The sequence below is a fragment of the Streptomyces sp. NPDC050528 genome, from assembly GCF_044457795.1.
GTDB lineage: Bacteria > Actinomycetota > Actinomycetes > Streptomycetales > Streptomycetaceae > Streptomyces.
This window is the reverse complement of sequence record NZ_JBITHH010000003.1, coordinates 127,972-151,855: the sequence shown is the minus strand read 5'-3', so window position 1 is coordinate 151,855 and position 23,884 is coordinate 127,972. Positions and strand designations below refer to the sequence as shown.

The 23,884-nt window shown below is 70.2% G+C and carries 20 protein-coding genes; 4 read left to right on the top strand and 16 right to left on the bottom strand.

Annotation, left to right across the window (positions count from 1 at the left end):
- Nucleotides 1–50: 50 nt before the first annotated feature.
- Nucleotides 51–881 (bottom strand): aldo/keto reductase, encoded by an 831-nt coding sequence (locus ACIBK4_RS12055; RefSeq protein WP_398994526.1) that lies wholly within the window; start codon nucleotides 879–881, stop codon nucleotides 51–53.
- Between the two features lie 149 nt (nucleotides 882–1,030).
- On the opposite strand from ACIBK4_RS12055, the gene ACIBK4_RS12050 reads away from it, so the two are divergent.
- Entirely contained in the window at nucleotides 1,031–1,603 is a 573-nt protein-coding gene (locus ACIBK4_RS12050) for a HEAT repeat domain-containing protein (RefSeq protein ID WP_398994525.1), read from the top strand.
- Between the two features lie 143 nt (nucleotides 1,604–1,746).
- Nucleotides 1,747–2,721: a TauD/TfdA dioxygenase family protein gene (locus tag ACIBK4_RS12045; protein ID WP_398994524.1), complete on the top strand. Its 975-nt coding sequence runs from the start codon at nucleotides 1,747–1,749 to the stop codon at nucleotides 2,719–2,721.
- Between the two features lie 8 nt (nucleotides 2,722–2,729).
- Here the strand turns inward: ACIBK4_RS12045 and ACIBK4_RS12040 are convergent, their stop codons facing one another.
- Together ACIBK4_RS12040 and ACIBK4_RS12035 are read right to left on the bottom strand one after the other, a co-directional pair.
- A complete protein-coding gene (locus ACIBK4_RS12040) occupies nucleotides 2,730–3,758 on the bottom strand; it encodes an LLM class flavin-dependent oxidoreductase (protein ID WP_398994523.1) in 1,029 nt (342 codons plus the stop codon).
- A gap of 72 nt (nucleotides 3,759–3,830) precedes the next feature.
- A complete protein-coding gene (locus tag ACIBK4_RS12035; RefSeq protein WP_398994522.1) occupies nucleotides 3,831–5,336 on the bottom strand; it encodes a metallophosphoesterase family protein in 1,506 nt (501 codons plus the stop codon).
- An 88-nt stretch (nucleotides 5,337–5,424) separates the two neighbouring features.
- Here ACIBK4_RS12035 and ACIBK4_RS12030 point away from each other — a divergent pair, with 88 nt between their 5' ends.
- Nucleotides 5,425–7,713, top strand: coding sequence for a zinc-dependent metalloprotease (locus ACIBK4_RS12030; protein WP_398994521.1), 2,289 nt, complete (start codon nucleotides 5,425–5,427; stop codon nucleotides 7,711–7,713).
- Between the two features lie 70 nt (nucleotides 7,714–7,783).
- Here the strand turns inward: ACIBK4_RS12030 and ACIBK4_RS12025 are convergent, their stop codons facing one another.
- The 10 genes from ACIBK4_RS12025 to ACIBK4_RS11980 form a co-directional block, all read right to left on the bottom strand.
- Nucleotides 7,784–8,851, bottom strand: coding sequence for an MHYT domain-containing protein (locus ACIBK4_RS12025; RefSeq protein WP_398994519.1), 1,068 nt, complete (start codon nucleotides 8,849–8,851; stop codon nucleotides 7,784–7,786).
- A gap of 154 nt (nucleotides 8,852–9,005) precedes the next feature.
- The gene (locus ACIBK4_RS12020; protein ID WP_398994518.1) at nucleotides 9,006–9,188 is read right to left on the bottom strand and encodes an antitoxin; all 183 of its coding nucleotides are present in this window, start codon (nucleotides 9,186–9,188) and stop codon (nucleotides 9,006–9,008) included.
- An 81-nt stretch (nucleotides 9,189–9,269) separates the two neighbouring features.
- Nucleotides 9,270–10,514: an MFS transporter gene (locus ACIBK4_RS12015; protein WP_398994517.1), complete on the bottom strand. Its 1,245-nt coding sequence runs from the start codon at nucleotides 10,512–10,514 to the stop codon at nucleotides 9,270–9,272.
- 81 nt (nucleotides 10,515–10,595) lie between these two features.
- A complete protein-coding gene (locus ACIBK4_RS12010) occupies nucleotides 10,596–11,522 on the bottom strand; it encodes a sugar phosphate isomerase/epimerase family protein (protein WP_398994516.1) in 927 nt (308 codons plus the stop codon).
- Complete coding sequence (locus tag ACIBK4_RS12005; protein WP_398994515.1) at nucleotides 11,519–12,130, bottom strand: nucleoside deaminase; 612 nt, start codon at nucleotides 12,128–12,130, stop codon at nucleotides 11,519–11,521. Before ACIBK4_RS12005 ends, ACIBK4_RS12010 begins: the two co-directional genes overlap by 4 nt.
- A 31-nt stretch (nucleotides 12,131–12,161) precedes the next feature.
- Nucleotides 12,162–13,688: a GMC oxidoreductase gene (locus tag ACIBK4_RS12000; RefSeq protein ID WP_398994514.1), complete on the bottom strand. Its 1,527-nt coding sequence runs from the start codon at nucleotides 13,686–13,688 to the stop codon at nucleotides 12,162–12,164.
- A gap of 34 nt (nucleotides 13,689–13,722) precedes the next feature.
- Nucleotides 13,723–14,853 carry an ROK family protein gene (locus tag ACIBK4_RS11995; RefSeq protein WP_398995042.1) on the bottom strand — a complete coding sequence of 377 codons (1,131 nt, stop codon included), beginning with the start codon at nucleotides 14,851–14,853 and terminating at the stop codon, nucleotides 13,723–13,725.
- A gap of 97 nt (nucleotides 14,854–14,950) precedes the next feature.
- Nucleotides 14,951–15,838: a carbohydrate ABC transporter permease gene (locus tag ACIBK4_RS11990; protein WP_398994513.1), complete on the bottom strand. Its 888-nt coding sequence runs from the start codon at nucleotides 15,836–15,838 to the stop codon at nucleotides 14,951–14,953.
- Nucleotides 15,835–16,746, bottom strand: coding sequence for a carbohydrate ABC transporter permease (locus ACIBK4_RS11985; RefSeq protein ID WP_398994512.1), 912 nt, complete (start codon nucleotides 16,744–16,746; stop codon nucleotides 15,835–15,837). Before ACIBK4_RS11985 ends, ACIBK4_RS11990 begins: the two co-directional genes overlap by 4 nt.
- A 7-nt stretch (nucleotides 16,747–16,753) precedes the next feature.
- Nucleotides 16,754–18,058 carry an extracellular solute-binding protein gene (locus ACIBK4_RS11980; protein WP_398994511.1) on the bottom strand — a complete coding sequence of 435 codons (1,305 nt, stop codon included), beginning with the start codon at nucleotides 18,056–18,058 and terminating at the stop codon, nucleotides 16,754–16,756.
- A 449-nt stretch (nucleotides 18,059–18,507) separates the two neighbouring features.
- On the opposite strand from ACIBK4_RS11980, the gene ACIBK4_RS11975 reads away from it, so the two are divergent.
- A complete protein-coding gene (locus ACIBK4_RS11975; RefSeq protein ID WP_398995041.1) occupies nucleotides 18,508–20,883 on the top strand; it encodes a M4 family metallopeptidase in 2,376 nt (791 codons plus the stop codon).
- A 60-nt stretch (nucleotides 20,884–20,943) separates the two neighbouring features.
- On the opposite strand, the gene ACIBK4_RS11970 is transcribed toward ACIBK4_RS11975, so the two are convergent.
- The 3 genes from ACIBK4_RS11970 to ACIBK4_RS11960 form a co-directional block, all read right to left on the bottom strand.
- Nucleotides 20,944–22,080, bottom strand: coding sequence for a glycoside hydrolase family 64 protein (locus ACIBK4_RS11970; RefSeq protein ID WP_398995040.1), 1,137 nt, complete (start codon nucleotides 22,078–22,080; stop codon nucleotides 20,944–20,946).
- A gap of 216 nt (nucleotides 22,081–22,296) precedes the next feature.
- Nucleotides 22,297–23,052: a dienelactone hydrolase family protein gene (locus ACIBK4_RS11965; RefSeq protein ID WP_398994510.1), complete on the bottom strand. Its 756-nt coding sequence runs from the start codon at nucleotides 23,050–23,052 to the stop codon at nucleotides 22,297–22,299.
- A 123-nt stretch (nucleotides 23,053–23,175) separates the two neighbouring features.
- Entirely contained in the window at nucleotides 23,176–23,796 is a 621-nt protein-coding gene (locus ACIBK4_RS11960) for an L-threonylcarbamoyladenylate synthase (RefSeq protein ID WP_398994509.1), read from the bottom strand.
- Between the last annotated feature and the right edge of the window lie 88 nt (nucleotides 23,797–23,884).

Sequence of the window (23,884 nt, the reverse complement as noted above, 5' to 3'; positions counted from 1 at the left end):
AGGGAAGGCGAGTTGGGGGTGGAAACACGCAACTTCCACCCCCGGGACTCTCAGAATTCCTCGTGTGTCTCCGGGTCCCCGCCGAGCCGCTGCGGCGTGTGGTCGGAGATCGCAGCCACTTGGGCCGGGCCGAGCTCGAAGCCGAAGATGTCGAGGTTCGCGCGCTGCCGGTCGGGGTCCGCCGACTTGGGGATCGGAACGGCTCCGAGCTGCGTGTGCCAGCGCAGCACCACCTGGCCCGGCGTCACCCCGAACGCCTCGGCGACCGTCACGACAGTGGGGTCGTTCAACAGCTCCGAACCGCGCCCGAGAGGGCTCCAGCTCTCGGTGAGAACGCCCTTCTCGGTGTCGAAGGCGCGCAGTTCGTCCTGCGGGAACAGCGGGTGCAGCTCGATCTGGTTGACGGAGGGCAGGACGCCGGTCTCCTTCTCCAACTGCTCGATGTGCCCCGGCGTGAAGTTGGAGACGCCGATCGACCGGACGAGACCCTCCTCGCGGAGCTTGATCATCGCCTTCCAGGAATCGACGAACTTCCCTACGCGAGGCAGCGGCCAGTGGATCAGATACAGGTCCACGTACTCCACGCCGAGCCGCGCCCGGGACTCCTCGAAGGACGCGAGGGTCTCCTCGTAGCCGTGGTGGCGGCCCGGCAGCTTCGTCGTCACGAGGATCTCCTCGCGGGGGACGCCGCTGCGGGTGATGCCCCGGCCGACGCCGGTCTCGTTGCGGTACTTCGTTGCCGTGTCCAGCAGGCGGTAGCCCATGCGCAGCGCACCGTCGACGGCCTCCTCGGCCGTCGCGTCGTCCATCGGCCAGGTGCCCAGGCCGATGGCGGGGATCTTCGTTCCGTCGTTGAGCGTGTGCGTCGGAATGCTGATCACGGTCGGACCTTCCCTCGACTGTGCGGTACAGCCAGTATGGGCGAGCGGTCCCACGCTCGCCGGACCAGGACCGTCCCGTCGGGTGGAAAAGACTTTGTGACCTTCGAGTTCACCGGCGCAGACTCGCAGGGGTGGAAGGGAGGTCCCCCATGTCACCCGTCGATGCTCCCGAACAGGTACTTGTCGACCATGCACTTGTCGACGCGCTGGGCAGTGAGCCCCGCCGTCCCGGAGCCTTCCGCGAGCTGCTCCGGCGCGGAGCCGCCGCCGTGCCCGCCATCCGCGAGGGGCTCGACCACGCCCACCCGCTGGTGCGCGAGCAGTGCTGCAAGCTGCTGGACGAGCTGCTCGTCCCGGAGGCCGTGGGCGAGTTGACGGCCCGGCTCGACGACCCCGACGCACGGGTGCGGATCGCCGCCGTGCACGCCCTCTCCTGCGACCGCTGCAAGCCGGACGCGTCGGCCTGCTTCCCGGACCGCGTCGCGCTGCTGCCCCGGGCGATCCGGCTCCTTCGGCAGGACCCGGACCCGCAGGTGCGGGCCAGGGCCGTCGAACTCGTCGGACTGTGGGTGCACAGCCGCCCCGACGCCGTCGCCGCACTGCTCCGCGCCCGCGCCGACGACCCGTCCCCGCTCGTCCGGAAGAAGGCCGGGTGGTACACGCCCGGCGGCCCCGTCCACCGCCGTACCGCCCCCAGGCCCACGCGCGCCGCGAGGCGCTGAACCGAGGCCGGCCGGGGGCCCTGTCGCCCCGCGTGGGGATCGCTGACACGATCTTCCTTGGAACCCGTACGACCTGGGTACGACCCGATAGGGGACGACCTGGGACGGACGGCCGACCGGGCACGTACGACGACGGAGTGGGCATGACGACGGACAGCGGTACGACGGACGACGCGGTGCGGGTGGACGGCATGGAGGTGCGGCCCGCCGCCGGGCACATCGGGGCCGAGATCACCGGTGTCGACCTGGCCGGTGAACTCGACGACGCCGTGGTCGCCGCGATCCGGGCGGCGGTGCTGCGCTGGAAGGTCGTGTTCTTCCGCGGGCAACGGCTCGACCACACCGGACACGTGGCGTTCGCGCGCCGGTTCGGCGAACCGGTCGTGCTCGGGCGGCGCGGCGGCGCGTCACCGGCGGGCTTCCCCGAGGTCGAAACCACCGCCGACCGGCTGGAGTTGGGCGGCCGGTTCGGCATGGAGCACGAGGAGTGGCTGGAGCGGCGCCGGCACACCCTGCTGCGCGGCTGGCACTGCGACCACGGCGCCCGCGTCGACCCGCCCGCCGCGACGATCCTGCGCGCGGAGACCGTCCCGCCCTACGGCGGCGACACCACCTGGTCGAACCTGGCCGCCGCGTACGCCGGACTCTCGCAGCCGGTACGGGAGTTCGTGGACGGACTGCGGGCCGAGCACCGGCTCGGCGTCGGCTATCAGCCGCGGCCCGGCGACGACGCGTACGTCCGCCATCTCCTGGACCATCAGGTCGCCTCGGTGCACCCGCTGGTACGGGTGCACCCCGAGACGGGGGAGCGGGTGCTGTTCGTCAACGGCTACTACCTGGAGCAGATCACCGACGTCTCCCGCGCGGAGAGCGCTGCGATCCTGGAGATGCTCCTCGCGCAGGCGACCCGGCCCGAGTACACGGTCCGGTTCCGTTGGGAGCCGGGCAGCGTGGCCTTCTGGGACAACCGGGCCACCATCCACCTCGCCCCCAGCGACAACGCCCACCTCGGCTTCCCGCGCACCATGCACCGCGTGATGCTCACCGGCGACATACCGGTCGGCGTCGACGGCAAGCCGTCCGAGCCGATCGTCGGCACCGAGCCCGGCCGCTGGTGACAGCGAGGTCAGGCGGCGGGCTTCCAGCCGAGCGCCGGCCCCAGCTTCGTCGCCATGTCCGTGAGGATCTGCACATAGTCCTCGTGCTCGAAGGTGAACGGCAGCGCGAACGCCACCTCGTCGATCTCCCTGAACGCGGCGTGCGCGTGCAGGAGTTCGGCGATCTGCTCCGAGGTGCCCACGATGTCCGGCGCGAACATCAGCCGGGCCGGTCCCTGCGGTGACGTCGTACGGGGAGTGCGCTTGCGGGCGAACTCCTCGTACTTCGCGCGCTGTTCATGCGACGCGGAGTCGGTCGGGATGACCACCAGGCCCTGGGAGACCCGCGCGGCCTCGCCGTCCGGGTGGTGGGCGCGGAACGTGCGGATGTGAGAGAGCTGGATCTCGGCGAAGTCCCTTGACTCGTCCGGGCCTTCGGCCTTGACGACGCTGCTCGTCAAGAAGTTCATCCCGTGCTCGCCCGCCCACTTCGCCGAGCCGCTGCTGCCGCCGCCGTACCAGAGGCGACTCCCGAGACCGGGGGAGTGCGGCTGCACCCGGTCGGAGAACACCTCGAAGCCCTCGACCCCGCTGAAGTCGGTGGCCGGTTCGCCCCGCACGAAGTCCAGCAGCCGTCGCACCCGCTCGTAGCTGAAGTCCTCGACGTCGGCCGTGTCCGGGTACAGCGCCTCCTTCAGCTGGTCGAAGTGCATCGGCGGGCCGACGCTCACGCCCGGGTTGATGCGGCCCCCGGAGAGGATGTCGACGGTCGCCAGGTCCTCCGCCAGCCGCAGCGGGTTCTCCCAGCCGAGCGGGATCACCGCCGTGCCCAGTTCGATACGGCTGGTGCGCTGGGAGGCCGCCGCCATGACCGCGACGGGGGAGGAGATGCCGTACTGGAGATGGCGGTGGCGCAGCCACGCGCTGTCGAAGCCGAGGCGCTCGCCCAGTTCGATGATCTCCAGCGTCGACTCGTGGCCCCGGCGCGGATCGGCCTCGTCGAAGAGGCCGATCGTGAGGAAGCCCAGCTTCCGCAACGGGCGTGAGGTGGGCGGCACGGGCTCCTCCGGCAGTCGTACGTCAGTTCTGTTCTGTCCCGATTGTGACAGGCGAACATTGCGCGCGTGTGATCAGTTCAGCGGGATGGTGATCTCGTCCTCGACCGGCGGGTCGATCTCCTGGGCGCGATTGCCGGTGGCCGCGAAACAGCGCAGCCGGATCGCCTCCGGGGTCACGTCCAGGCGCAGGAAGCACTTGAAGAACGGCGGGCTGTACGTCACCGAGCCGGGCGAGAAGAGCTGCGTGTAGATCTTGCGCACCGGGAGGCGGAACCGCGAGCGGCGGTCGGGACGGCTCCCGGCGCCCAGCAGGCTCGCGACCAGGCGGACGCGCCGGGTGATCCGGACGGGCGGACCCGGGGTGCGGGTCGGCGGGATGCCGAGGCGCTCGCAGATCACGGCCGACGCCTCGGCCTCGGTGAGGGTGAAGAAGCGGCGCAGGTGCAGTCGGCGACCGTAGAGCCGACTGTAGAAGGCCAGGGAGTCACCGCGCAGCGGATAGCAGCGGAAGTCCTGCTCGGTCACGTTCGCGATGTCGACGCGCGGCACGGTGTGGGTCGCGTGCATGAACGCGCCGCCACCGCCCGAGACCACGTACTGGAGCGTGCGGCCGTCCGCCAACCGCACCGGATAGCGCTGGTAGTTGTGGATGTCGCCGCCTATCGCGGCGACGAAGTGGTGGGCCGGATCGCTGACGATGTCGTCGACCGTGCCACCGCCCTCGATCGCGCACGGGTGGTGCTCGCCGTCGACGTACAGAGGCGAACCGGTGATCAGGATCTTCGGCGTGGGCCCCTTCGCCACCTCGCGCAGCCAGGCGCCCTGTTCGGCGTCGATCGTGCCCAACAGGCCCGTGTCGATACCGATGATGCGCACCGGGCCCGCGTCGATCGCCCAGTACGGCCCCGGCTGCACGGCCTGTTGGACCGGCGAGGAACGCAACTCCCGTGCCTTGTCCAGGCGTTCGCCGTCGGAAGGGCTGGGACGGTGCCACAGCAGCGAGCGCAACCAGGCGCGGGTCAGCGGGCGCGGCGCCTTCGGTGCGGGCAGCGCGGGCGCGTCGTCGCAGAAGACGCGCATGAAACCGCCGAGGCCCTCGTACCAGTCGTGGTTGCCGGGTATCGCGTAGATGGGCGCCGGATAGGCCTGGTACGGGCGGAAGAACTTCGTCTCGTAGTCGTCCGCGGTGCCGACGGGATAGATGACGTCACTGGCGACGACCGCGAACGCCGTTTCCTGACTGATCTTCAGAAAGCCCGGCACGACGGCGTATTGGGGATCGTCGCCCTCGCCCGTGTCGCCGATGACCATGAAGGAGAAGGTGTCCGGATCGTCGCGCCGGATCACCTTGTCGGCGGGTGCGCCGGCCTCCGCGCGCTGCGCCACCCAGCGGCCGCGGGTGGCGCCGGTCGGGTCCCCGAACCAGGACGCCAGCACACCGTTGCGCGCGGCCCACAGGGTCTTCGGGTTCAGCCACGACACTTTCTCGACGTGGGACGGCATGAGCTGCTGGTACGCGCCGCGCTCAGCGGTGCCCCAACCGGCGCCTTCGGCGGTATCGCGTGAAGATTCAGACACCGGTGCACCGTAACAACGAGCCATCGCGGTACGGGAAGCAGGGGCCTGACAACATCAACTCGACGATGCTCGACCGAAAGGCCCCCGCATGCCCGGCGAAGCCGACTTCATCGACCTGATCCCCGACCCCGAACTCCGTTCGGACCGGCTGCTGTTGGGCATCCGCCACTTCGACGAACCCTTCCTCCTCACCGTCTCCCTCTCCCAGGGCCTGGGCTCCAGCGACCTGTGGCTGGACCGGGGCAGGGCGGGGAAGGCGCGGCTCGCGGAGTTCCGCCGGGTCGGCGACCGGGTCCTGTTCGCCGTCCGCAACAAGCACTTCCGGGCCTCCGGCGACGCGGCCGCCGTACGGGCCGGCGACGAGTCGTTCGCGCTGTCCGTGGTGTGGAGCGCACCCGTGCTGCGCGAGGAGAACGGCGCGGCGGTCGTCGACGCCACCGGGCTCGTCCTCGCCGACCACGACGCGATCGCCGAGCATCTGCACGCGTTCGAGCAGGGCGACCACACGATCGACGCGTCCACCAGCCTCCCGCTCGTCGCCGACAGCCGCACCGGACCCACCGCCGTCCGGCTCCCCGCGCTGCTCACCTTCCGGGGCCCCGGCCGCGGAGCGGCGGTCCGCGCCGTCGCCGCCGACCCCCGCGCCCTCACCGTCGTCCAGCAGCTGAACCTCATGCGGCTGCCCGCCACCCCGCTGCCCGTACGGCGCTACCACCCGGCCTCGGGCGGCTACGGCATCGGCTACGCCGACCACGGCCTCGTCGGCCGGGCGAGCACCCAGGTCAAGCTCCAGCCCCGCTTCCGCGCGGAACCCGGCGGCGCCCCGATCGTCTTCCACATCGACCCGGCCGTCCCCGAGCCCTTCCGCTCCGCTGTCGTCGAGGGCGGCAACTGGTGGCAGCGCGCCTTCACCCGCATCGGACTCCCCGACGCCTACCGGGTCGAGCCCGGTGGCGACGACTTCGACCCCTACGACCCCGACGTCAACGGCGTGGTCTGGGTGCACCGGTCGGGCCGCGGCTGGTCCCTCGGCCAGGGCCTGACCGACCCGCGCACCGGCGAGATCCTGCACGCCCGGGTACGCCTCGGCTCCCAGCGCGTCGAACAGGTCCGCGCGCTCGGTGAAGCCCTCCTCGCCCCCTACGGCCGCCCGGACGAGGCCGAACGCCTCGCCGCCGTCGAGGAGTTGGTCCTCGCCCGGCTGCGCCAACTCGCCGCGCACGAGATCGGCCACGCGCTCGGCTTCATGCACAACTTCGCCAGTACGGGACACCCCGAGCCGTCCGTCATGGACTACCCGCACGCCCGGATCGGCGTCACGGACGAGGGCGACCTCGACCTGACCGCCGCGTACGGCACGGGGCTTGGACCCTGGGACCACTTCCTGGTCGCGCACGCCTACGGCCGGTTCGACGCGGGGGAGGAGGAGACCGCGCTCGCCGAACTGCGCCGCGAGGCAGCCGAGTCGGGCCTGATCTACCTTTCCGACGAGGACGCCCAGGGCCCGAACGTCGCGCACGCCGACGCCGTGACCTGGGTGACCGGTCCGGACGCCCTCCAGGCGCTGGAGACGATGCTGCGCGTCCGCCGTGTCGCATTGGACGGCTTCTCGCGCGGAGTACTGCCGCCCGACCGGCAGACCGGCGAACTGGAGGAACGGGCCGTCCTGTTGCACCTCCTGCACCGCCACGAGGTGACGGCCGTGGCCCGGCTGGTGGGCGGGGTGCGCTACGCGTACGGCCTCGCGGGCGAGGACGGCCGGGGCGCGCAGGCCGTCGACGCGGCCACCCAGCACACGGCACTGGATCGACTGGCCGGTCTGCTGAGCGCCGAGCAACTGGCCCTGCCCGGCTCGGTGTTGGACACTCTCACCCCGCCCGCGATTCGTTACGGCCGGACTGAGCAGTACCTCGACACGGCTGCCGGACGGATCTTCGACCCCTTCGAGGCCGTACGGGTCGCGACCGTACTGGTCACGGAGCACCTGCTGGACCCGGCCCGGCTCAACCGGGTGGCCTGGCAGCACGCCGCCGACCCCGAGGCGCCCGGCGTCACCGACATCGTCGACGCTCTCCTCGCCGCCACTTGGCGCCGTACCGACCCGGTACCCGCCGAACTGCCCGGCAGGGCGGCCGTGCAGCACGCGGCGGACTGGACCCTCCTGAACCATCTGCTGACCCTGCTGGACGACACCGCCCTCCACACCCCGGTCCGCATGGCACTGCGCGGCGCCGTGCGGCGGCTCGGGACGGAGTTGCGGTGCCAGGGCGACGAACAGGCGCGTGAGGCAGGGGAGTTGATCAGGGCGTTCCTCGCCGATGCGGGATCGGTGCGGGTCGATCCACTGCCCAGGGTGCCGCCGGGTGCGCCCAACTGAGGCCGCCGTAGGGTCACTTGATCGCTACGGCGATCGGTGGCTCAAGTCGGGCCGTGGCGCCCTGTGTTGGTCACCACTCCCCGGGGCGCTTCGGGGCGCCGTGCGGATCCGGGCGGCCGCGTACGGGGTCGGCCGGGGCGGTGTAGGCGCTGCGGGGATTCGCCGGCGGTGGGACGGCGGGGCTGCCGTACGGGGCCCGGCGGCCCGGCGTCGGGGTGGCGGGGCCTCTGCGGGTGATGCGGCTGCGGCGGCTGCCCGGTGGGGCGGCCGGGCTCTCGTACCGGCCCGGTTGACCGGCCGCCGGGTGGTCCGGTGTGTCGAAGAGCGAGTCGGGGCGCGGGGTGGGCTGCTTGCCGCCGGCGTCCGGAGCGACCGGGTGGCGGGCGAAGGAGCGGTCCCAGTTGCCCTCGCCCATCACCAGCAGCGGGTCGAACATCACGACGACCCCGGCAAGCAGCAGGAAGATCGTCGGTCCCAACAGCATGGGAAGCAGAATGGAGTTGGCCGAGTCGCCCGTCCACGCACCGCCGGTACCGTGCAAATGGACGCTCACGGCGGCCATGCCCGTGTAGTGCATGCCGGACACGGCCACACCCATCACCAGGCTGGCGCCCAGGCTCGCCAGGAAGCCGCGAATGGAGACGGCCGCCCACAGGGCGGCCGTCGCGGCGACGATCGCGATCACCACCGAGAGTGCGACCGTGCTGGTCCGGTACTCGATGTCGCCGTTCAACTTCAGGGCCGCCATGCCCAGATAGTGCATGGCGGCGACTCCTAACCCGGTGATGACGCCCGCCGCGGAGAGGGTGCCGGCGGTCGCGCCGCGGTAGCCCACGGCGAAGACGCCGACGCCGACCACGACGATCGCCACGGCCAGACTCAGCACCGTGAGACCGACGTCGTAGCCGATCCGGGTCTCCTCGACCTGGAAGCCCATCATCGCGATGAAGTGCATCGTCCAGATGCCGCTGCCGATCGACGTCGCGCCGAGCGCGAGCCAACCCGCCTTCCACGACTGTCTGTTGTGCAGGGACCGCACCACACAGCGCAGCCCCAGAGCCCCTCCCAGGCAGGCCATCAGATAGGCCGCCACCGGGGTGACCGCACCGTAGCGGAACCCGTCGATCGTGCCTTGCATGAGCCAACTCCCCCCAGAGTTGTGGCTTCTTGTGGGGGGAGTATGTATGGATCAGGGCCCGGGCGCGCAAGCCTTTCACATCAGCAGTCGATTAACTCTGTGCTTTCCGGGGTGCACTTGGGTCGCATCGAGGTCGATACGGGGACAGAAGCGGTCAGGGCTGTTGCGGCCTGTCGCGGTCGATGAAGTCCTTGGCCTTGTCCTGCGCCATGTCGACCTGCTTGGCGTGCTTGCCGCCCGTGCGTTCGTCGATCATGTCTCCCGCCCGGTCCACGCCTTGCTTGGCCTGGTCGGGGTGCTGACCCAGCATTCCCTTGACCTTGTCCATGAACGACATGGCTGTCCTCCTTCGGACGTGCGTTGGCCCTCCCAGCATCCCCCGGCTTTCCGAATGGCGCATTTCGGGTGAATCCCGGGTTCAGGCGCGTACGAGAGGCTCGACCCCGTCGGTGTCTCTGGCCTTCCGGGTGCGGGACCCGGCAAGCAGGAGTGCCTGGAGGACCGCGCCGGACAGGCCCACCCACAGGGCGAACCGATAGCCGACCCGGTCGGCGAGGAGACCGCCCAGGGGCGCGCCGATCGCGACCATGCCCCAGTTGAACGAGCGGATCGTGGCGTTCATCCGTCCCCGCAGCCGGTCGGGGGTGACCGCCTGGCGGTAGCTCATCTCCACCGGGCTCTCCAGCGAGATGGCGCCGGAGACCACGAAGAACGCCAGCGACACCGAGACCAGGGCCCACGGTCCCCGCTGGGCGAGGACCAGCGGCAGCCAGCCGACGGCGGCGACGAGCCGGCCCGCGATCAGCACGGCACCGACGTCGAACCGCCGCGCCGCGCGTCCGGAGAACGCGCCGCCCACCACTCCGCCCAGGCCCGCGCAGGCGTACGCCACGCCCAGACCGAAGTCCCCGATCCTCAGTTCGCGCAGCGCGAACACCACGAAGACCGTGCTGACGACGGTGTTGAAGAGGAGCATCAGGTGCGAGGTCAGCGCGATGGACGCCAGGATCCGATGGCGATAGACCCAGGCCACCCCCTCACGCAGCTCGGTGAGGAGACTGCGCCGCGCGCCGCGGTCGGGAACGGGGTCGTGGGCCCGCACCGAGGTGAGCAGCAGGCCGGACACCAGATAGCTGACGGCGTCCACGAGCACGGCGAGCGGAGCGCCGACGACCTTGATCAGCACTCCGGCGATCAGCGGCCCGGTCGACCCGGCCAGCGCGTCGGCCTGTCCCACCCGGGCGTAGCCCGCGTTGAGGAGGTCCTTGGGGACCAGCTGCGGGACGTAGGAATGGTTGGCCGCCTCGAAGAACAGACAGAGCACGCCGAAGGCGAAGACACACGCGCACAGGGCGGCGATGCTGAGCCGGTCCACCGCGTACAGCAGCGGGATCACGCCGAGGAGGACGGCCCTGCCGAGATCCATGGCCACCATGACCGGCCTGCGCCGGCAGCGGTCCACCAGCACCCCGGCCACGAGCCCGAACAGCAGGTAGGGCGCCCAGCGGGCCGCGCTGACCAGACCCACCTCCGTGGCGGACGCGCTCAGCGTGACGGCGGTGAGGATCTGCAGCGCCAGCCCGGTGATCTGTGAACCGAACGACGAGATCGCGGAGGCGGTCCAGAAGCGTACGTACCCAGGAACGTCGACCAGGCGCGGCATGATCGGATCGTATCAAGTAAGCGTTTTCGCGCGGCAGTTGGAGGCGGTGTCGAGCCCCCGGTCATGACACCGGATCACCGGTCACGGCAGCACCGACGACGCCACCGCCCTCCCCGCCAGCAACGCGGCGACCGGATCGGCCGCCTCGTCCAGTTCGATGAGTACCGTGTCGGCGCCGGGCGTCCGGGACATCACGGCGGCCCAGGCTTTCCAGTCGACGATGCCCGAGCCCAACTCGGCCATGTAGGGCTGCTGTTGGGCGAAGACGGTCTCGTCGATGGTGAGTTCCACGTCGATCGGCCGGACCGCGTCCTTCCAGTGCGCCAGGGCGATGCGCTGCGCGTGACGGCCGGCCACGGCCACCGGATCGCCTCCGCCGAGCGCGATGTGGCAGGAGTCGGGGCACAGCCAGACGTAGCGCGGATCGGTGAAGGCCATGAACAGGTCGATGTCACGCTCGTACCAGAGCGTGCTGTTGGACTCCGTGTGGACGGCGAGCCGCACGCCCTGCCGGGAGACGGCCTCGCCCACCGCGTGCGCGATGTCCGCCATGCGCGTCATGTACGGAGCGTCGACGAAAAGAGGCGGTCGCGTCCCGAACGTCGTGCGCATGGGGAGCCCGGTGATGAGGAGTTCGGCCCCCACGTCGACGAGGAAGGCCGCACGTCGTTCGGCGTCGGCGACGATCGCGGGCAGGTTCTCGGCGTCCCGCCAGTCGGGGCTGTCCTCCCCGGCGACGAACGCGCTCACGACGGCCAGCCCCCGGGACACCAGCTCGCGCCGGAAGCCCTGCGCGCTGCCGAAGGCCCGCAGCGCCGACGCGATGTCGCCCGGCGCGAAGGTGAGTTCGATGCCCGTGACGCCGGCCTCGTCCAGCGCGTCCATCACCCGCTCCCAGAAGTGCTCGGGGTGCGCAAGCGCCCACGCTCGTACGGCATCCGCGGTGGGGAGATCCCAGAAGTCCGGGTGGTAGAAGGTGACGATGTCCGTGGCGAAGCGCGGGGTCACTCGGCACCTCCGCGTGCGTTGTAGACGACGACACCGTCCGCTTCGTCGACGGCCTTGCGGTAGTTCCGGAAGACGGTCAGCGCCTCGTCCCGGAGTACATCTCCTACGACCTCGATGCCCCGTGCCTCGAACTGTTCGGCCCAGTCCGCGCCCAGCGGGCCCTCGTCGAACGTGGTGATCTCCTCCAGCTCCGGGCCCTCGCCCGCGACCACCAGACCGCGCACCCCGGACCACAGAGTGGCCCCGTAACACTGGACGCAGGGGCGCCAGTTGACGACGAGTTCGTGCGTCGGGAGGCCGGAGGCGCCCAAGTCCCAGCCGCCGGTGGCCACTTGGGCCAGGCCGAGGGCCATGACCTCCGCGTGTGCGCTGGAGACCCCGGAGGCGAGAACGACGTTCACGCCCACCGAGACGATCCGGCCGGTGTCGCGCTCGGCGACGAGGGCCGCGAACGGACCGCCGTTCCCCTCCCGCCAGTTGCGGTCCGCGAGTCGGTGCACGAGCCGCATCCGGTCCTCGCGGCCGGGGACGACAGCGGGCACGTCGGCCAACTCGTCGTCGATCCACGCCGGCAGCGCCACGCGGTATTCCTTCACGATGTCGATCACGTCCGGGCTTCCTTCACGTTCGGGCTTCCTCTCAGCGCGCGGGGATCGGCGCGGTGCGGGTGATGACGGCTCGCGCGGCTCTTACGGCCGTCACCGCGCCGGTCAAGGTCACATTGGCGGCCATCGGTGTGGGGATCACACCGGTGCCGGCGACGTACAGGTTGTCGAAGCCCCACACCCGGCCGTCCGGGTCGCACACGCTGGTTCCGTCGTCGGCGGTGCCCGAGCGGACGGTACCGGTCAGGTGCAGGGACGAACCGGGCGGGAGCAGGGCGAGTTCGGTCGCGGGGTCGAAGGAGCCGAACTCCTCTGCCAGGGAACGGACTTCGGCGAGACCCCGCTCGATCAGTGCGCGGTCGGTGTCCGTGTAGGCGAACTCGACCCCGATGCGCGGCAGTCCGGCGAGGTCCGTCTCCAACTCCGAGAAGACCAGCCGGTGTTCGGGGCGCGACTCGACCGGGACGAGCAGTGACAGGCCAATGGCGTGCGCGAGCGGGCGGCCGTGCTCGTCGACGTACGTCCGGTTCATGATCTGGCCGTGGAACGGCTGGGCCGAACCGTTCTGCGGCAGCCACAGCGAGTCCGTGCTGAACTCGCCGGGGCGGGGGAGCGGCAGGTCGTCCACGTCGATCCCGAACCGGTCGAGATCCAGGAGGACTTGGGCGGTGATGAACGCGTGCTCGTTGAGGTAACGGCCCAGCGCTTCGGGGCGGATGCCCGAGGCGAACAGCAGTTGCGGGGTACGCAGTGCGTCGGCGCACACGATCACGGTGTCCGCGTGGAGTTCGGACTCCGTGCCGTCGGCGACGCGGCGAAGGCGGGCGCCGGTGGCCCGGCCGTCCGCGACGAGGAGCCGGGTGGCGAGCGTTCCCGTGAGCAGCGTGAACGCCGGGTCGTCGGCCGCCGCGATCGCCGGGAAGATCGTCCCCGGTGCCGTGCGTGGCATGGGGCCCGAGTCCGTCGCCGTGACGGCCATGGGCATCGGCTGCGGACGCCGGTCGGCGGGTGCGGTGTCGTCGTAGCGGCGGCGCAGGACGTCGAGGACAGCGCGACCTACCTCGGTCGGGCCGATGGGGGAAGGGGAGACGGCGAGCAGGCGGCGCGCGGTGTCCAGGTCGGCCGCCCAGCGGGCCGGGTCGCCGAAGTCGAAGACCTCGGGGCCGGCCGGCCACGGGGTGGCGGCGGTCCAGTGGACGCCCATGCCGCCCGCGTTCCACGCCAGCGCTGCCGCGGGCATCGCCTCGGCGTCCTCGCCGAAGGCCAGCGCGTGGAACATGCCGGGCGTCAGATCGGCCAGGTCGTCCGCGACCTCGCGCACCAACTCGGCGCCGGTGTACATGCCTTGGATGCCGGACTCGACCCGCTCGTTGTACCGCGACCAGACGGCCGGATCCGCCACGTCGTGCAGATGCAGCCCGGGCGCCTCGCCGATCGGGCTGCCGCCGTCGACCATCGTGATGCCCAGCCCCGGATCGCTCTCCCGCAGCAGCCGGGCCACTGCGGAACCCATGATGCCGCTGCCCACGATGAGGACGTCGGTGTGCGGGGTGTCGGTCACAGGGAGACTCCAAAGTCGGTTGCCGTGGGGGGAGTTAGGAGCTGGGGGCCAGAGGGCCGAACAGCTCGGTGTCCATGCGGTCGAGCGCCAGCTTCACGGCGCCGATCAGCGCGGCGTCGCGGCCCAGACCGGTGGCGCGCAGTTCGATCGCGGGGGTACGGGCGACGCGCATCGCCTCGCGCACCCGGGGGAGCAGCACATCGGCCGCGTCCTCCAGACCGCCGCCGAGCACGATGAGCGAGGGCGCGACCGTCCACGACAGGGTGGTGAGGATCGACGTGATGTTCTCGACGAACTCGTCGACCTCGGCGAGCGCTTCCGCGTCTCCGGCCCGGGCTGCGTCGAAGCGTTCCCGCGCCACCGCGCGTTGCGCCGCCTCCGGTGAACTCAGCAAGGCCACCGGACGGTTGGCGATCGCTTCGGTCGGGATCGAGTGGGCCTCGACGATCTCGCCCGCGGCGCCGTCCAGGCCGCGGTGCACGGCCCCTCGGATCAGGATGCCGAGGCCGGTCCGGTTGCCCAGGTGCGCCCATACGACGTTGTCGTGGTCAGCGGCCACGCCCCGCCAACGCTCCGCCAGCGCACCGAGGTTGGAGTCGTTGTCCGCGAACCAGGGCACCCCGATCCGCCGCCCGAGCTCCTTGGGCAGATGCACGCCTTCCCAGCGCGTGGTGTGCACCAGGCGTCGTACGACTCCCTCGTCGTCGATGGCGCCACCGGCCGCCACCGCACCCGCGCGCAGCCGGTCGAGCGATCCACCCGCGTCGTCGAGTGCCTCCCGCACCAAGGTCGCCGCGTCGTCGAGCGTGGCCTGGGGGTCCTGGTAGGCGCGCAGCGGGCGGTGTGCCCGGCCGACGATACGGCCGCGTACGTCGGCGATCACGGCCGATGCGTCAGCGGTGTTGATGTAGACGGCCGCCAACAGGGCGTGTTCCGCGCGCAGTTCGTACCGCCGTGCCGGTCGTCCGGCGGAGCCGCTGGTCGGGATCCGCTCCAACTCGGCCACCCAGCCCGCCTCGACGAGCGAGTCCAGGATCAGCTCGATGGTCCGGCGGGACAGCCCGGCCCGCTCGGCGAGCGCGGTCAGTGTCGTGGGCCCCGCGGACACCGCGAGCCCGCGCAGGACGACCGAGGTGTTGACGCGCCGCACGGCGCTCTGGTTCATCCCCGACATCAACACCCCTCCACCTCCTCGGACTTGCCCACTACGACGGGATCGAACACACCGGTGGTGGCAGCGTGGGCGGTCTCCGTCACGGGCGTCACCGCATCCCCGATCCGGCGATGCCCTGCACGAAGTACCGCTGGAGGAACAGGAAGAGCACGAGGACCGGCAGCATCACGACGATCGCGCCGGCGAGGACCAGACCGTAGTCGGTGACGTGCTGGGCCGCCTGGCTGGTGGCGGCGAGGCCGACCGGGAGGGTGTAACTCGCCGTGCTCTGGGCGACGATGAGCGGCCAGATGAAGTTGTTCCACGAGTTCAGGAACGACATGATCGTGATCGTCGCGACCGCGGGACCGGCCAGCGGAAGGAAGACCCGGAAGAAGATCCGGAACTCGCCTGCCCCGTCGATGCGCGCCGCCTCCAGCAACTCGTCGGGCACCGACTGCGCGTACTGCCGCATGATGAACACCGAGAGCGGCAGCGCCAAGCCGGGCAGTGCGATCCCGGTGAGGGTGTCGGCGAGGCCCATGTCGACGGTGATCACGAACTGGGTGACGAACACGGTCGTGAACGGCACCATCATCGCCGCCATCACCGCGCCGAACGCGAGCCGCTTGCCCGCGAACTCCAGCTTGGCGAGGGCGTATCCGGCCGCCGAGGCCGCCACGATGTTGCCGATCACCACCATGAGGGCGACCAGGACACTGTTGGTGAGGAACCGCCCGAAGCCCTCGGTCCGGAACAGCCGCACGAAGTTGTCGAGCGTGACGTGTTGCGGCAGCCAGGCGCCCGGGTCGGACCGGATCTCGTCGAGACCGCGCAGCGAACCGCTGACCACCCAGAAGAAGGGCAGCAGCGTGAGCAGCGCGCACAGCACCAACGCGCCGTACAGCAGGGGCCGGCCGACGGACCGGGGGCGCAGAGCGATCCGGTCGGTGGCGGTGAGGTCGGTGTCCTTCACGGACGCGGCTACAGCGGTCATGTGCGCGGCCTCAGCAGTCGGAACTGGACGACACTCACCAGCAGCACGAGCAGCAGCATCACGAACGACGCGGCCGAGGACATCCCCAGCTGGCCGGACCCGAACTGGTGGTAGGTGTACAGCGATACGGACTCCGTCGACCCCAACGGGCCCCCGTCCGTGAGGAGATAGGGCTCGTCGAAGACCTGGAGGTAGAAGACGGTCAGCAGGACCGACACCATCAGGGTGGTCGGGAGCAGCAGAGGCAGGGTGATGTGCCTCAACTGCCGCCACCTGCTTGCCCCGTCGAGCGCGGCGGCCTCGTACACGTCCTCCGGTACGGCCTGCAGCCCGGCGAGGAACAGGACCATCGCGGTGCCGAAGTTCCGCCAGACACCGAGCAGGATCACCACGGGCATGGCGAGATGCGGATCGTCCAGCCAGTTCGGCCCGGCGAGACCGACGTAGCCCAGCGCCTTGTTGACGGTGCCGCCCGCGTTGAAGGCGTACTGCCAGATCAGCGCGACCGCGACGACGTTGGTGACGACCGGTGCGAAGAAGACCGTGCGGAACACCCCGCGCAGCCGCCGGATCCCTGAGTTCAGCGCGACCGCCAGCGCGAAGCCGATCGCCATGGTCAGCGGCACACCTATGGCAACGAAGACGCCGGTGTTCAGGATGTCCCGCAGGAAGGTCGGGTCCTGGAACAGGCGCAGATAGTTGTCCAGGCCGGTGAAGTCGACCGCGAGCGGGTGGCGCAGGTCCGAGCCGCGCAGATCGGTCAGGCTGAAGCCGAGCGCGGCCACCGTGGGGATCGCGGTGTAGAGCAGGAACACGACGGCGAACGGCGCCAGGAACAGCCAAGCCACCGCCGTACGACGGGAGTTGCGTGCCCGGTGCCGTGTCGCCGGGACGAGCGTGGTCGTCATCCGCGGCTCACTCCGCGCCCGTGCCGAGGCTCTTGGCGTAGGCCTGGATGCTCGCGGCGGCCTTCTCCGCGGTCTGGGTGCCCTTCGCCACGGTCTCCATCTCCTTGCCCAGCCGGGTGGCGACCTGCTGCCAAGTGCCCACCTGGGGAAAGGCCTTGGTGTTCTTCAGCTGGGTGAGGAAGGCGTCGAGGAGCGGCTGCTTCTTGACGGCCGGGGCGTCCCAGGCGGAGATCACCGCGGGCAGCGAGCCGTACGCCGCGTACTGCGCGACCTGCGTGCTCGGCTGCGAGACGTAGCGGACGAACTTCCATGACGCGTCCGTGTTGCCGCTGTCCGCGAGGACGCCCCAAGTCCCCCCGGCGGAGAAGGAGACGCTGCCCGAGGAACCGGCCGGCAGGGGAGCGGTGGCGACATGGGCCGCCGTCCAGCCGGTCTTCTTCGCGGCGGTGTCGAGCTGCCCGAGCACCCATGGACCGGTGATCATCGTGGCCGTCTTGCCGGACACGAAGTAGGGCTGCGCGTCGAGGAAGGTGGGCGTCGCGGTGTCGGCCGAACCCGAGGTGAAGAACGACGCGTTGTACTTGAGGGCGTCGACCATCGCCGGTGTGTCGAGGGTCCAACTCCCGTCGGACGAGAGGAGGTTGCCGCCCGACTGCCAGGCGTACATCGCGACGTCCTGGCCGTTGAAGATGTCCCAGCCGTTGTCCGCGCCGAGGCCGTGCACGGCTCCGGCGCCCTTCAACGCCTTGAAGAACGGCACCATTTCGGCCCAGGTGGTCGGTGCCTTGACGCCCGCCTTCTCGGCGAGGTCGGCGCGGTAGACGAGGGCGTAGGTGTACGCGTACCAGGGCACCGTGTAGGCCACGTCCTTGACCAGGCCCGCGTCCCAGAGGCTCTTGAAGAAGGCGCCCGAGTCGACGAGCCCGTCCGGCACCGGCCGGAGGATCGACGGGTCGAGGAACTGGGCCTGCGACTCGGGGAAGAACTGGGCCACATCGGGGCCCTTGCCCGCCGCGATCGCCGCCTGGAGCTTCGTGTAGTACTCGGAGTTCGGTATCAGCGTGAACTTCACGGTGACGTCCGGGTTCGCGGCCTTGAAGGGCTTGATCACCTTGTCGAGGACATCGGCGTCGCCCTGGGCGGCCCAGACGTTGACGGTGCCGGTGGCCGGCTTGGCGTCGATCGACTTGGCGGTGGCTTTCGCGGTGGCGGTCGCGGTGTCGCCGCGCCCACAGCCCGCGAGGGTGAGGGTGCCGAGCAGGGCGGTGCCGGCGGACAGTCTGAGGACGCCGCGGCGGGAGGGATCGGACACTCGGGGGCTCCTGTCTCAAGGGGCGCTGAGGACAGTGAAGGGAATTCCGGAGCCCCGCCGTATGCGGGTTCCGGGATTTTCGGGGAAAGCAGCGTTATCGGTCCGACGGCCGTAATGCGGCTGTTGGGACCTCTGTGGCTGACTGCGACGTTAGGGAGGGTCTGTTTCGCCGGCGTGGCTCGGCCGTCACGAATAATTTCGGAACTTGTAGCGAAATCCCTGGCATAGGGAAAACCCTTGAGTGCCCCTGACCTGCGTGACATGGACGGGTCAATGCTGCCATTCTCCACGCACCACCCCCACGGATCCTCCACGGATCGGTCAAGGTTCGGTCGGTCCCGCACAGCTCAGCTCTTCCCGGACAGCAGACCCGGCTGTCCGGTCTGTCACCGGCCGCGCCCGCGGCCGTCGCAGGAGGAGTACGAGTGAGACGCATTCCCCGCAAGCGGATGGCAGTCGGAGCCCTGGTCTCCACCGCCGCCTTCCTGGCCGTCGGCATCCAGTCGGTGCCCGCGACCGCGAAGCCCGCGTCCCCCCACCCGAGTCCGCTGATCACCGGCAGCCTGGAGGCGAAGCTCACCCCGGCCCAGCGCTCCGCCCTGGTGAAGAGCGCCACCCAGAACAGCACGACGACCGCGCGCACCCTCGGCCTCGGCGCCAAGGAGAAGCTGGTCGTCAAGGACGTCGTCAAGGACAACGACGGCACCGTACACACCCGCTACGAGCGCACCTACGACGGTCTCCCCGTCCTCGGCGGCGACCTCGTCGTGCACACCCCGCCGGCCTCCGAGGCGACCGGCACCGTGAGCGCGACCTTCAACAACAAGCACACCCTCACGGTCCCCTCGACCACCGCGTCCGTCGCCAAGTCGGCCGCCGAGACCAAGGCCCTGACGACCGCCAAGGCCCTCGACGCCAAGGCGCCGAGCACCGACAGCGCCCGCAAGGTCATCTGGGCCGGCACCGGCACCCCGAAGCTCGCCTGGGAGACGGTCGTCGGCGGGTTCCAGGACGACGGCACCCCCAGTCAGCTGCACGTCATCACCGACGCCACCACCGGCAAGGAACTCTCCCGCTTCGAGGGCATCCAGACCGGCACCGGCAACACCCAGTACAGCGGCACGGTGTCCCTGAGCACCACGCTGTCCGGTTCGACGTACCAGCTGTACGACACCACGCGCGGCGGCCACAAGACGTACAGCCTCAACAACGCCACGTCCGGCACCGGCACCCTGATGACCGATGCGGACGACGTCTGGGGCACCGGCGCGGGCTCCAACACCCAGACCGCGGGCGCCGACGCGGCCTACGGCGCCCAGGAGACCTGGGACTTCTACAAGAACACCTTCGGCCGCAGCGGCATCAAGAACGACGGCGTCGCCGCGTACTCGCGCGTCCACTACAGCACGGCGTACGTCAACGCCTTCTGGGACGACAGCTGCTTCTGCATGACGTACGGCGACGGCTCGGGCTCCACGCACGCGCTGACCTCGCTGGACGTGGCGGGCCACGAGATGAGCCACGGCGTCACCTCCAACACCGCCGGGCTCAACTACACCGGTGAATCAGGCGGGTTGAACGAGGCGACCTCCGACATCTTCGGCACCGGCGTCGAGTTCTACGCCAACAACAGCAGCGACGTCGGTGACTACCTCATCGGCGAGAAGATCGACATCAACGGCGACGGCACGCCGCTGCGTTACATGGACAAGCCGAGCAAGGACGGCGGCTCCGCGGACAGTTGGTACTCCGGCGTCGGCAACCTCGACGTCCACTACTCCTCGGGTCCGGCGAACCACATGTTCTACCTGCTCTCCGAGGGCAGCGGCACCAAGGTCATCAACGGCACCACCTACACCAGCACCACCTCCGACGGTGTCGCCGTCGCGGGCATCGGCCGGGCCGCGGCCCTGCAGATCTGGTACAAGGCGCTGACGACGTACATGACGTCCAGCACCAACTACGCCTCCGCGCGCACCGCCGCGCTGAGCGCCGCCGGTGCCCTGTACGGCACAAGTTCCGCGCAGTACGCGGGAGTCGGCAACGCCTTCGCGGGCATCAACGTCGGCAGCCACATCACCGTGCCGACCAGCGGTGTCACGGTCACCAACCCGGGCAGCCAGTCCTCGACCGTCGGCACTGCGGTGAGCCTGCAGGTCGCGGCCAGCTCCACCAACAGCGGCTCGCTGACGTACGCGGCGACCGGACTGCCGACCGGCCTGTCGATCAGCAGCACCACGGGCGCCATCACCGGCACCCCGACGACCGCGGGCACCTACAGCTCCACCGTGACCGTCACCGACAGCACGGGAGCGACGGGCACCGCGTCCTTCACCTGGACCGTGAGTTCCAGCGGCGGGGGAGGCAGCTGCACCTCGACGCAGCTGCTGGGCAACGCGGGCTTCGAGTCGGGCGCCACCACCTGGACCGCGACCAGCGGGGTCATCACCACCGACACCGGTGAGGCGGCCCGTACCGGTTCGTACAAGGCCTGGCTCGACGGCTACGGATCGACCCACACCGACACGCTGTCCCAGTCGGTGACGATCCCGAGCGGCTGCACCGGGACGACGTTCACCTTCTACATCCACATCGACACGGCGGAGACCACCACCAGCACCGCGTACGACAAGCTGACGGTCACCGCCGGATCCACCACCCTGGCCACCTACTCCAACCTCAACGCGGCCACCGGGTACGTCGCGAAGTCCTTCAGCCTGTCGGCCTTCGCGGGGACCACGGTCGCCCTGAAGTTCAGCGGCGTCGAGGACTCCTCGCTCCAGACCAGCTTCGTCATCGACGACACCGCCGTCACGACCAGCTGATCGGTCCGCAAGTCCGGCACCCCGCACGCGCCCCCAGGCGTGCGGGGTGTTCCGGTCTCTCTAGCTCAGCGGGTCCAGCGTCAGGTAGGCCTGCTGCGGGTTGCCGTCGTTGACGAGGGACTCCTGGGCGCCGACGTCGTCGAACGCGAACGCGTACGCCTTGCCGTCGGCCATCTGCGCGTGGATCTTCCGCGCGTACTGGTTGGTCACCGTGTCCACGTAGAAGTTCGCCGTGGTGGTGTCCGGCTGGTTGGGGTTGACCAGGAGCGTAGACCGGTTGAAGCCCGCGCACAGCGTGCGTGAAATCGGGCCGCGCACCAGGTCGTTGGGGGCGTCGAGGTACTTGTAGCAGCCGAAGATGCTGGCCGCGTCCGGCTTCTGGAAGGTCGTGACGACCGCCCCGGAACTGTTGGTGAAGTTCATGACGTTGCCCGACACCCGGCCGTAGTACTTCGTGTTCGGCTGGTCGGCGAACGGTGTCACGGTCAGCGTCGAGGACGCGTACTTCGTCCAGACGCGGTTGATGTAGTCGTCCATCACGGTGCTCGGCAGGGCGCCCGTCTCGATCCCGTACGTCGGTGAGAGCGCTCGCAGAACCGTGCCGTCGGACCGGGTCTGGATCAGGTTGGCCCAGCCGCCCGGCTGTCCGCGCAGCGCGTTGAAGAACCCGGTGTAGCCGCCCGACTTGAGGTGCCCGGTGGTCGCCGTGGTCCCGTCGGACCGCTGCACCCCGACCGCGTACGGCGCGGAGAACATGTCCACCTGGGTGCTGTTGATCCACAGTCCGGAGTCGTTGAGCGTGTACTCGGACCAGTTGAAGAGGATGTTGCGGTTCGGGTCGGTCGGGTTCTGTACGGCCGGCTGCACCAGACCGCCGGTGGTCAGCTTGAACACCAGCTTCTGGCCGTACGAGAAGTAGAGGCGGCCCGAGAACTTGGGGATCCGGATCGTCGTGGACTGCCCCGACGCCGGACCCGCGATCGACGCGTCCGGTGCCGGAGTGGGCGGGTTGCCCCCGGCCGGCCACGCGTGGAACGTGCCGTTGGCGTCGGCCCAACCCTGTTGGCCCGTGGTCAGGTTGGTGCCCAGGTCGTAGATGTAGACCGCGTCGCCGCGGCCCGAGTTGTTGGTGATCTTCAGCGGGATCGTGGCGGGCACCGCGGCGTCCGCCGTCACCGGTGTGGCCAGCGCGATCATCGTGGCCACCGCGGTCGCGGAGCCCAGTCGACGCAGGAGTCTGGCGAGCACTACTCACCTCCGTGTGGGGGGTGTACGAAAAATTGGTCCGTACCTGTGTGAGAGCGCTCTCAGGGTCGCGCCGGGGCGCGGGCATGTCAATGAGTTGAACGAAAGGTGCCCACGGCAACTCGCGCCGTGGGCACCTGGCTTGAATCAGTGAAAGCGGTCCGACGGTCAGAACGTACGGTCCAGCAGGTCGAGCAGCGCGACCCAGTGACGCTCGTCGGCCTCCGCGTTGTACGACGAGGTGTCGGCCTGCGTGTAGCCGTGCTGCGCGCCCGCGTAGACCTCGCAGCGGTGCCGGACACCGGCCGCCGTGAGCGCGTCCTCGAACCGCTTGATCTGTTCCTCGGGCAGCGAGGAGTCCTGGTCGGCGTGGCCGAAGTACACCTCGGCGGTGATGTGTTCGGCGGCCAGGTGCGGGCTGTTCGGGTCGTCCGTGGCCAGCCGTCCGCCGTGGAAACCGGCAGCGGCCGCCACCCGGTCCGGGTAGGCACCGGCGGTGTACAGCGCGAGCCGGGCGCCCAGGCAGTACCCGGTGATCGCGACCGGCCCGTCCGCGACGAACGGGGACTCGGCCAGCCAGCGCAGGTACGCGCCGGCGTCCCGCTCGACGAGGTCGGGCGTCAGGCTCATGAGCAGCGGGCCGACCTTCTCGAAGATCTCCGGTCGCTCGTGCGGGTCGATGAACTCGGGCAGCTCCACCACCGGCGCGCGACCGTGCCGGTAGAACACGTTCGGCACCAGGACCGTGTACCCGGCCTCGGCCAGCCGGTCCGCCATCGACTTCAGGTGCGGGCGCAGCCCGAAGGCGTCCTGGTAGAGCAGTACGGCCGGACGGGGACTCTCGTCACCGGGATGCACCAGATAGGCGTCGGCGATGCCGTCCTCGGTGGGGATGTCCACGGCTGTGCCCTGTACGGCGGTCATGGTGGGGGTGCCTCCCTGCGGATGGGCGCCGGGCCGACAGCCGGCCCGGAGCGGCGTGTTCCGATCATCGTGGCACGCCTGCCCACGGCCCCTCCGCCGGGGTCACTCGAAGCGGAACCGGGGTCACTCGAAGCGGGAGACGTCGCCCGCGCCCTTGCGGACGATCTCGGCCTCGCCGTTCGAGAAGTCGATGACGGTGGTTGGTTCCGTGCCGCAGTCCCCGGAGTCGACCACCGCGTCCACCACGTGGTCGAGCCGGTCCTTGATCTCCCAGCCCTGGGTCATCGGCTCCTCCTCGTCGGGCAGGAGCAGGGTGCTGGAGAGCAGCGGCTCGCCCAACTCGGCCAGCAGCGCCTGGGTGACGACGTGGTCGGGGATGCGCACGCCCACGGTCTTCTTCTTCGCGTGCAGCAGCTGGCGCGGCACCTCCTTCGTCGCCGGGAGGATGAAGGTGTAACTCCCGGGCGTGGAGGCCTTGATGGCACGGAACACGTCGTTGTCGATGTGCACGAACTGGCCCAGCTGGGCGAAGTTCTGGCACACCAGCGTGAAGTGGTGCCGGTCGTTCAGGTGCCGGATCGTCTTGATCCGCTCCATGCCGTCACGGTTGCCCAGCTGACAGCCCAGCGCGTAGCAGGAGTCGGTCGGGTACGCGATCAGCGCACCCGAGCGGACACTGTCCGCGACCTGGGAGATGGTGCGGGGCTGCGGATTGTCCGGATGCACGTCGAAGTACTTGGCCACCCGCCGAGCTTATGCCGTGGGCGCGCGGGTCGCCGCGCGGGCCTGCTGCGGGCGGTCGGTCCGGTGGGTGTGTACCCCGGCGAATCAG

Excerpts from the sequence above, each read along its gene's own strand:
- ACIBK4_RS12045 (WP_398994524.1), top strand. The coding sequence starts at position 1,747 with ATGACGACGGACAGCGGTACGACGGACGACGCGGTGCGGGTGGACGGC.
- ACIBK4_RS12015 (WP_398994517.1), bottom strand. The coding sequence starts at position 10,514 with ATGCCGCGCCTGGTCGACGTTCCTGGGTACGTACGCTTCTGGACCGCC.
- ACIBK4_RS11990 (WP_398994513.1), bottom strand. The coding sequence starts at position 15,838 with ATGACCGCTGTAGCCGCGTCCGTGAAGGACACCGACCTCACCGCCACC.
- ACIBK4_RS11965 (WP_398994510.1), bottom strand. The coding sequence starts at position 23,052 with ATGACCGCCGTACAGGGCACAGCCGTGGACATCCCCACCGAGGACGGC.
- ACIBK4_RS11985 (WP_398994512.1), bottom strand. The coding sequence starts at position 16,746 with ATGACGACCACGCTCGTCCCGGCGACACGGCACCGGGCACGCAACTCC.
- ACIBK4_RS12050 (WP_398994525.1), top strand. The coding sequence starts at position 1,031 with ATGTCACCCGTCGATGCTCCCGAACAGGTACTTGTCGACCATGCACTT.
- ACIBK4_RS11970 (WP_398995040.1), bottom strand. The coding sequence starts at position 22,080 with ATGATCGCGCTGGCCACACCGGTGACGGCGGACGCCGCGGTGCCCGCC.
- ACIBK4_RS12030 (WP_398994521.1), top strand. The coding sequence starts at position 5,425 with ATGCCCGGCGAAGCCGACTTCATCGACCTGATCCCCGACCCCGAACTC.
- ACIBK4_RS11975 (WP_398995041.1), top strand. The coding sequence starts at position 18,508 with ATGGCAGTCGGAGCCCTGGTCTCCACCGCCGCCTTCCTGGCCGTCGGC.
- ACIBK4_RS11995 (WP_398995042.1), bottom strand. The coding sequence starts at position 14,853 with ATGAACCAGAGCGCCGTGCGGCGCGTCAACACCTCGGTCGTCCTGCGC.
- ACIBK4_RS12020 (WP_398994518.1), bottom strand. The coding sequence starts at position 9,188 with ATGTCGTTCATGGACAAGGTCAAGGGAATGCTGGGTCAGCACCCCGAC.
- ACIBK4_RS12025 (WP_398994519.1), bottom strand. The coding sequence starts at position 8,851 with ATGCAAGGCACGATCGACGGGTTCCGCTACGGTGCGGTCACCCCGGTG.